At 61.8% G+C, this 8,948-nt stretch carries 4 protein-coding genes and 2 pseudogenes; 5 read left to right on the top strand and 1 reads right to left on the bottom strand.

All coding sequences use genetic code 11. The features are described from left to right. Positions 1-332, bottom strand: a pseudogene (acnA, locus tag H276_RS0112540) (aconitate hydratase); the annotation flags it as partial. Between the two features lie 418 nt (positions 333-750). Between acnA and H276_RS22930 the strand changes: the two are divergent. From H276_RS22930 to H276_RS0112515, 5 genes and pseudogenes are all read left to right on the top strand, one after another. Next, a pseudogene (locus H276_RS22930) lies at positions 751-2,230 on the top strand (CitMHS family transporter). Positions 2,231-2,401: 171 nt separating this feature from the next. Continuing rightward, entirely contained in the window at positions 2,402-4,642 is a 2,241-nt protein-coding gene (locus H276_RS0112530; protein WP_019971661.1) for an NADP-dependent isocitrate dehydrogenase, read from the top strand. A 709-nt stretch (positions 4,643-5,351) separates the two neighbouring features. Next, positions 5,352-7,028, top strand: a complete 1,677-nt coding sequence (locus H276_RS0112525; RefSeq protein ID WP_019971660.1) for an acetolactate synthase large subunit — start codon at positions 5,352-5,354, stop codon at positions 7,026-7,028. Beyond that, entirely contained in the window at positions 7,025-8,164 is a 1,140-nt protein-coding gene (locus H276_RS0112520; protein WP_019971659.1) for a zinc-dependent alcohol dehydrogenase family protein, read from the top strand. The genes H276_RS0112525 and H276_RS0112520 overlap by 4 nt, the downstream gene beginning before the upstream one ends. Positions 8,165-8,205: 41 nt before the next feature. After that, a complete protein-coding gene (locus H276_RS0112515; protein ID WP_231376665.1) occupies positions 8,206-8,946 on the top strand; it encodes a poly(R)-hydroxyalkanoic acid synthase subunit PhaE in 741 nt (246 codons plus the stop codon). Positions 8,947-8,948 lie beyond the last annotated feature (2 nt).

Raw genomic sequence — 8,948 nt, 5'->3', positions numbered from 1 at the left:
CCGCCCAGCGCGGCGACGGCTTCGCGCATGGTGGCCAGGTCCACGATGCAGGGCACGCCGGTGAAGTCCTGCATGATCACCCGGGCCGGGGTGAACTGGATCTCGATGCTCGGATCGGCCGTGGGGTCCCAGTGGGCGATGGCCTCGATGTGCTCGGTGGTGATGTTGGCGCCGTCTTCGGTGCGCAGCAGGTTCTCGGCGAGCACCTTGAGGCTGTAGGGCAGTTTCTCGGTTCCGGGCACCGCGTCCAAACGATAAATCTCATAACTCTGGTCCCCGACAATCAGAGTGTCACGGGCACCAAAAGTATTCACCGAATTCGCGCTGCTCATATGTCAACTCCCGGCTAGAGATCATCGCCGCGACGGGCTGTGTCGGCGGAGTTTCCGACCCTGACGCCATCGTGCTGTAAGCAAGGCAGGCCCGGTCGCTCGCATCCAGTCTCGCGCTAAGCGGCGTGTGCTGTCATCATTTTGGGCAAGATCACGTAGCTATTCCGCGCCTGCCGGATAAAATAGGCAAGTTGCTTGTGGCACAACTACTTTCCGCTGAGTGAAACACAAGATGACGCAATTCGCATCTTGCGACTACGAAGTCATCTCTTGGTAGGTCGGATCTGGGCGGATTGGTCCAAAACTAGCTCATAACAGTGCTTGTCGGGTCTATGGTCGTCGCCATCGGCCACTGTGCACGCGACTCCTGTCAGTCCTTCTCCACGGTGTTCGAGAGTTCTTCTCGGGAGGTGAACTGATGCTCGTCGGTCTCGGATTTCTCATGATCGCTGTATTCATGACTTTGATTCTGACTAAACGATGGGCGCCAGTGGCCGCATTGATACTCGTGCCCATCGCCTTCGGGATCCTCGCCGTACAACTCGGGGCGGCGAACGTAGCCGATAAGGGCGTGGCCGCCGCAATTATGAGTGCAATCAAGGATTTTGCGCCCACCGCGGCGTTGCTATTCTTTGCAATCACCTATTTCGGGTTGATGATTCGATGTGGGTCTGTTCGACCCGGTGATCCGGTTCATTCTCCGAGTGGTCGGTAACAGCCCCGTGCGGGTCGTGTTGGGGACCGCGCTGCTTGCGGCGATGGTTTCGCTCGATGGCGATGGTTCGACGACCTTCATCATCACCGTGTCGGCACTGTTGCCCATTTACCTGCGGCTCGGGATGAGTCCCGTCGTGCTCACCACGGTGGCCGTGTTGGCCAACGGCGTGCTGAATATCGTGCCCTGGGGTGGGCCAACGGTACGGGCCGCGACGGTGTTGAAGGTCTCCCCGAACGATCTTTTCCTCCCCATGGTGCCCGGCATGGCGGTGGCCTTGGTGGCGGTGCTGATATTGGCGTACATGCTGGGGCGCTCGGAGAAGAAACGGCTGCTGGCCTCCGGCAAGACCCTGGATACCGTCGCCGAATCGCTCCGCGTGAGCAAACCGACCACCGCCACCGCAGTCGCCGAAGGCGGAAGTGGCGGCGGCAGCCGAAGCCACGGCGGCCATCAAGGGTTGGACGTCCTCCCGCCCCACGTGGGTGATCCCGACGCCGAATTGGATTACGCCGAGGACAATCCCGACATGATCACCGGGCTGGACCCGAATCGATCGACGCTGCGCCCGAAGCTGATTTGGTTCAACGCCGCGTTGACCATCGTCCTGCTGGTCATGCTCGGGATGGACATCTTCCCACTCGGCCTGCTGTTCATGATCGCCGCGGCCATTGGTCTAGTTGTAAATTTCCCGAACCCGCACGACCAGTCCGAGCGGATCAAGGCGCACGCCAGTTCGATCGTTGCAGTGGTCTCCATGGTCTTCGCTGCCGCAGTCCTGGTCGGCATCTTGGACGGCACGGGGATGGTCACGGCCATGGCCGATGCCATCGTGGCGGTGGTGCCATCGGGCCTGGGGCCCTGGTTCGCGGTGATCACCGGTTTCTTGAGCATGCCGCTCACGTTCTTCATGAGCAACGATGCCTTCTATTTCGGTGTTCTGCCCATCCTGTCCGAGGCCGCGGCCCAGTACGACATCACACCTGTCGAGATGGCCCGGGCTTCCATCGTCGGGCAACCCGTCCACCTGACCAGTCCGCTCGTTCCAGCGATGCTCCTGCTGATCTCCCTGGCCAGGGTCGACCTCGCCGACTTCCACAAGAAGGCCATCTGGCGAGCGGCTGTCTGCTCAGTGGTCATGCTTGGCGTCGCAATCGCCATCGGTGTCGTCCCCATCGGCTGACGCCCCACTACGAGAGATAGAGAGTGTCCGACATTGAGTCGGCTCGGAGCAGTTCATAGAATGAGGGCGCAGAATCGGAACTCCGGGCTTGCCACGCGTGGACGCATCCAGTGACCACTCCAACGTGAAATGCCGTTGAACCGCACCGAAACTGACGCCGGGAGAACCAGAATGAGTGCTGAGCAACCGACCATCATCTACACGCTGACAGACGAGGCACCGCTGCTGGCGACCTACGCCTTTCTACCGATAGTCCAGGCTTTCACCCGGCCCGCCGGCATCACGGTCGAGACCAAAGATATCTCGGTGCCCGCTCGCATCCTCGCCGAGTTCTCCGACCACCTGACCGACACTCAGCAGGTGGCGGACGACCTCACCGACTTGGCTCGGCTGACGCAGCTACCGGACACCAACATCATCAAGCTGCCGAACATCAGCGCCTCGGTGCCTCAGCTCACCGCCGCTGTCAAAGAGTTGCAGGAGAAGGGCTATGCAATTCCGGACTATCCCGCGGATCCGAAGACCGACGAGGAAAAGGCCATCAAGGAGCGGTACGCCAAGGTGCTCGGCAGCGCGGTGAATCCGGTGCTGCGGGAAGGCAACTCGGACCGTCGCGCACCCAAAGCGGTGAAGGAGTACGCGCGCAAGCACCCGCACAGCATGGGCAAGTGGTCGATGGCCTCGCGCACCCACATGGCCTGCATGCGCCACGGCGACTTCTACGCCGGCGAGAAGTCGATGACCTTGGACCGCGCACGCGACGTGAAGATGGAGCTGGTGACCAAGAGCGGCGAGACGATCGTGCTCAAGCCCAAGGTGTCGCTGGACGCGGGCGAGATCATCGATTCGATGTTCATGAGCAAGAAGGCGTTGTGCGAGTTCTACGAGGAACAAATCGAGGATGCATACCAGACCGGCGTGCTGTTCTCGTTGCACGTCAAGGCCACGATGATGAAGGTCAGCCACCCCATTGTCTTCGGCCACTGTGTGAAGATCTTCTACAAGGACGCCTTCGCCAAGCATCAGCAGCTGTTCGACGAGCTGGGCGTCAACGTCAACAACGGCATGTCGGATCTCTACGGCAAGATCGAGTCACTGCCGGCAGCGAAACACGACGAGATCATCCAGGATCTGCACGCGTGCCATGAGCATCGGCCCGAGCTGGCCATGGTGGATTCGGCCAGGGGTATCACAAATTTCCATTCCCCCAGTGACGTGATCGTCGATGCATCGATGCCTGCGATGCTTCGTGCAGGCGGCAAGATGTACGGGCCCGACGGAAAGCTCAGGGACACCAAGGCGGTCAACCCGGAGTCCACTTTCTCCCGGATTTACCAGGAGGTCATCAACTTCTGTAAGACCAACGGCCAGTTCGACCCGACGACGATGGGCACCGTGCCCAATGTCGGTCTGATGGCGCAGAAGGCCGAGGAGTACGGCAGCCACGACAAGACGTTCGAGATCCCCGCGGACGGCGTGGCCAATATCGTGGATCTCGACACCGGCGAGGTGCTGTTGACCCAGAACGTGGAAACCGGCGATATCTGGCGCATGTGCACTGTCAAAGATGCGCCGATCCGCGACTGGGTCAAGCTCGCCGTGACCCGGGCACGCAACTCCGGCATGCCCGCACTGTTCTGGTTGGACCCCTACCGTCCGCACGAGAACGAGATGATCAAGAAGGTCCAGACCTACCTGAAAGATCACGACACCGAGGGCCTCGACATCCAGATCATGTCGCAGGTGCGGTCCATCCGGTACACGATGGAGCGCCTGATTCGCGGGCTCGACACCATCGCTGTCACGGGCAACATCCTGCGCGACTACCTCACCGATCTGTTCCCGATCCTGGAACTGGGTACCAGCGCCAAGATGCTCTCGATTGTGCCGCTGATGGCCGGCGGCGGATTGTACGAAACGGGAGCCGGCGGCACAGCACCCAAGCTTGTCAGGCAGTTGGTCGAGGAGAACCACCTCGAGTGGGATTCGCTCGGCGAGTTTCTGGCTCTGGGTGCCTGTTTCGAGGACGTGGGCAACAAGACCGGTGACAAGCGGGCCATGTTGTTGGCCACGACCCTCGACTCCGCGATCGGTAAGCTGCTCGACAACGACAAGAGTCCGTCGCGCAACACCGGTGAACTCGACAACCGCGGCAGCCAGTTCTACCTCACCATGTACTGGGCACAGGAGCTCGCCCGGCAGACCGACGACCAGGAGCTGGCCGAACACTTCGCGCCGCTGGCCGAGGCATTGGCCGAGAACGAAGAGGCAATCGTGACCGAACTTGCAGAAATACAGGGCAAGCCGGTGGATTTCGGAGGCTACTACGCACCGGACAAGGAGACGACCGCTGCAGTGATGCGGCCGAGCAAGACGTTCAACGCCGCGCTGACAGGCCGAGTCGAGGTCTAACCTTCCTGCTCAATGAGCAGGTGTGAGTTCTGTTGAGCCTGAATGACGTTGGGCGATTCGGGGTGAGCACCTTTGATCCGCCACCGGCGTGCGACAGCAGCAAAGTGTCCTGGCCATGCCAGGAGTTACCCACTGTCTCGGTGTGGCTGCGGTGTCTGAAAAGCACTACAACAGCTCAAATCTCACTGGATGGAAACTCCGATCGAACTGTTGACGCGCCGCCGGGTGTGTCGAGAGCATTCTGGCATGCCTGGAACGGATTGTGTTCTGCGTCGATCGCCTGCTGCGGATGGGGAACCGGTCGCGGATCGCCTTCGTCCAGAGCGCCGCTGTGACCGGTTGGCATTCGATACCGCAAACCCGAAATGTGCCTTGGAACTTCGGCTGTCGGCATAGAGTGTTGGCGACAGTCTTCAATGCTCTGTACCGATCTGCATTGCAGGTTCGGACTGTGGTCCGACCAACCGACCACGCGGAGGTTCAGGAAAATGATGAGCACGGGTGCCGACGGAGAACGAACCTCGTGCCAATCACTTTCGACTTCCGATGGCCTGCAACTAGTTCCGAGCGGAGCGCACACGTTGCATACCAGGTCCGGGCTGGGTCGTCGTCGCGAAACTGCGCCGGCGTCGAGACGCCCCCCGCCGACGATTCCGCCAGCGATGCACTCATTTGACATGAACAGCTTCACACGTAAAGGGATCATCGCATGACCAAGGGTTCGGATCTGTTCGTCAGGGCGCTGGAGAACGAGGGCGTTGAGCGCATCTTCGGCGTGCCGGGGGAGGAGAACCTCGACACGGTCGAATCGCTACGGACGTCGAGCATCGAGCTCGTCGTCACCCGTCATGAGCAATCGGCGGCGTTCATGGCTGCCACATACGGCCGGCTTACCGGCCGGCCCGGTGTTTGCATGAGCACACTGGGTCCAGGTGCATTGAACCTCGCGACGGGTGCGGCCTACGCACACCTGGGCGCGATGCCGATGATTCTGATCACCGGACAGAAGGCCGTCAGGAGTAGCCAACAAGCGCGCTTCCAGATCGTCGACATGGTGGCGACGATGAAGCCACTGACCAAGTTCTCCCGCCAGATCGCCAGCACGTCGAGCATCCCCACTGTGGTGCGGGAGGCCTTCCGGGTGGCCACGGAGGAACGGCCGGGTCCGGTGCACCTGGAGTTGCCGGAAGACATCGCTGGCGAGTCGTGTGCTGAGGTGCCGCTGATTTCTCCGCACGAAGTCGAGTTGCCGATAGCTCCAACGGTAGCCATCGACCGGGTCGCCGAGATGATCCGCGGGGCGGCCCGCCCGCTCGTCATGCTCGGAGCCGGCGCCAGCAGGCCGCGGCTCGGCGCATTCCTGGGCGAGTTCCTGACACGCACACGGATGCCGTTCATCACCACCCAGATGGGCAAGGGCGTGGTGGCCGGCGATCCGGACGGAGCGCCCGTCGAACAGTGGTTGGGCACCGCCGCGTTGTCGGAGCGCGACTACGTGCACGAGGCGATCGATCGCGCTGACGTGATCCTCGCGATCGGTCACGACACGGTCGAGAAGCCACCATTCTTGATGGGACCGAGCGGCCCCACGGTCATTCACGTGGGATACACCGCGGCCAACGTGGAAGAGGTGTACTTCCCGCACGCCTCTCTCGTCGGTGATATCGGGCCCGATCTGCTGCTGTTGGCCGACCGGCTCGAGGGGCAACTGCCGAACGGTTCGGCACTGCTGGCGCTGCGGGACTTCATCCTCGGCCAGGTCATGGAGGGATCCGACGACGCCCGTTTCCCCATCGTGCCGCAGCGCATCGTGGCCGATGTCCGCAAGGTGATGCCGGCGGACGGGATCGTGGCGCTGGACAACGGTATGTACAAGATCTGGTTTGCCCGCAACTACCGCACTCCCATGTCGAACACATTGCTGCTGGACAATGCGTTGGCCACCATGGGAGCCGGTTTGCCGTCGGCGATGATGGCCGCGATCACCTGTCCGGGGCGCCGGGTTCTCGCAGTGTGCGGCGACGGCGGGTTCATGATGAATTCGCAGGAGCTCGAAACGGCGGTCCGGCTCGGGCTGAACCTCGTGGTGCTGATCCTTCAGGACAATGCCTACGGCATGATCCGCTGGAAACAAGCCGTCGATAAGTTCCCCGACTTCGGTATGACGTTCGGCAATCCGGATTTTGTGTCCTATGCACAGTCGTACGGTGCGCAGGGATCACTCGTGCAGTCGTGTGAGGATTTCGTTTCCGTCCTGGAATCGGCGTTCGAGCGCGGCGGCGTGCAGTTGGTGGTGGTACCGGTCGACTATTCGGAGAACACCCGGGTTCTGGTCGACGAGCTTCAAAACCGTGTTCCCGCTCCCTTGGAGGTGTTCTCGTCATGATCACCAGAGCCGCTGTGCTGAATGAGATGGGTGTCGATTCGCCGTATGCGTCGTCGAAACCCCTCAAAATCGAGACGTTGGAGCTGGATGGGCCCGGCCCGGGTGAGGTTCTGGTCAAGGTCAAAGCCGCGGGCCTTTGTCATTCCGACCTGTCGGTGATCAACGGCAGCCGCCCCCGCCCGATGCCCATGGCGTTGGGCCATGAGGCCGCGGGCATCGTCGAGGAGGTCGGCCCGTCGGCGGGAGGCGGGGAACCGGATCTGCGGCCCGGCGATCATGTGGTGTTTGTTTTCGTGCCGTCCTGCGGGCATTGCGAGCCGTGCACCGAAGGTCGTCCGGCGTTGTGCGAACCGGGCGCAGCGGCCAACGGGGCAGGCACACTGCTTTCGGGGGCACGGCGGCTGCACCGTGAAGACGGGACTGACGTCAATCACCACCTGGGTGTATCGGGATTTGCCGAATACGCCACAGTGTCCCGTCGCTCACTGGTCAAGGTCGACCCGGACCTGCCCCTGACCGAAGCAGCGTTGTTCGGCTGCGCGGTTCTGACCGGGGCGGGTGCGGTCATCAACACCGCACGGATGCCGGCCGGCGCCTCTGCTGCAGTGATCGGACTCGGTGGCGTTGGTCTGGCGGCGCTTCTTGGCGCCGTGGCCGCCGGTGCACGTTCGATCGTCGCCGTTGATCTCTCCGACGAGAAACTGAAGTTCGCCAGTGAGCTCGGTGCCACCTCGACGATCAACGCCGCCGACCCCGAGGCCGCCGAGCAAGTGCGGGCCGCGACCGGCGGCGGCGTGGAGTATGCATTCGACTTCACCGGATCGACGCGGGCGCTTGACCTCGGCTACCGGATCACGCGCCGCGGTGGCATGACGGTGACGGCTGGGCTTCCCGCACCGAACGCGACGATGCCGTTGGCACCGGTTACCTTGGTGGCCGAAGAACGCACCCTAAAGGGCAGCTACATCGGCACGGCCGTGCCCACCCGCGATATCCCGCGCTACATCGCGCTGTACCGGTTGGGCCGGTTGCCTGTCGACCGACTCCTCACCGGCACCATCGGGCTGGACGACATCAACGAAGGCTTCGATCGTCTTCACGATGGTCAGGCGATCCGCCAGGTGATCGAACTATGACCGCCGAATCCTGGGAGGAACAGGCCAAACGGTGGCGCGAGATGTACGTGGACCAGGCGGCGCAGGCACAGAATTGGTTCAACCAGTCCGAGGCCACCATGCCGGGCGCCCCGGCGTTCACGGATTTATGGCGGTCGTGGACGACGCTGGGTAATTCCTTGTGGGGGTCATCGGCGAACGGTGTCGGCAAAGGTTTCCCGGGTGCCGGCGTGATGGGGGGTCTGCCGGATTCGATCTCGTTGTCGTTGGCCGGTGGCGGTGTCGTCAGTGACGTACTGCGAAGAGTGACGGAAGGACCCAGTTTCGCCGACGTAGGTGCGCCCGAGCGACTGATGGCCAGGGTGATGGAACAGTGGCTGGCGGTCCAGAAATCCACTCAGGAGTATGAATTAATCCTGGCGGCCAATTGGGCCGAAACCAATACCCGTTATGCCGGGCAGATGGCGGAACGCCATCGCACCGGGCAAGGCGAACTCGACGCAAAAGAAGCACTCAAGGTCTGGTTGGATATCTCGAATCAGGTTCTTCTCGAGACACAGCGGTCGGAGAAGTTTCTGGCTGCACAGCGGCAGCTGCTGCGAGATGGACTGGATTTCATCCGTGTCGAACGCGAATTCATCGAGAATCTGGTCAAACCGATAGGCCTGCCGACGCGATCTGAAATCGACGAAGTGCATCTGAACGTACACGAACTCAAAAAGCAGGTCAAAGCGCTGCAGAAAACTCTGCGGGCACTGACAGACGCAGAGTCGAGTGCGTCCGGTGACAAGGGTGAGGAGTGACG

Origin of the sequence: Mycobacterium sp. 141 (assembly GCF_000382405.1) — a bacterium.
Taxonomy (GTDB): domain Bacteria; phylum Actinomycetota; class Actinomycetes; order Mycobacteriales; family Mycobacteriaceae; genus Mycobacterium.
The sequence above is the reverse complement of the archived record's forward strand: the minus strand, read 5'-3'. Positions and strand labels throughout refer to the sequence as shown.

Excerpts from the sequence above, each read along its gene's own strand:
- H276_RS0112525 (WP_019971660.1), top strand. The coding sequence starts at position 5,352 with ATGACCAAGGGTTCGGATCTGTTCGTCAGGGCGCTGGAGAACGAGGGC.
- H276_RS0112520 (WP_019971659.1), top strand. The coding sequence starts at position 7,025 with ATGATCACCAGAGCCGCTGTGCTGAATGAGATGGGTGTCGATTCGCCG.
- H276_RS0112515 (WP_231376665.1), top strand. The coding sequence starts at position 8,206 with ATGTACGTGGACCAGGCGGCGCAGGCACAGAATTGGTTCAACCAGTCC.
- H276_RS0112530 (WP_019971661.1), top strand. The coding sequence starts at position 2,402 with ATGAGTGCTGAGCAACCGACCATCATCTACACGCTGACAGACGAGGCA.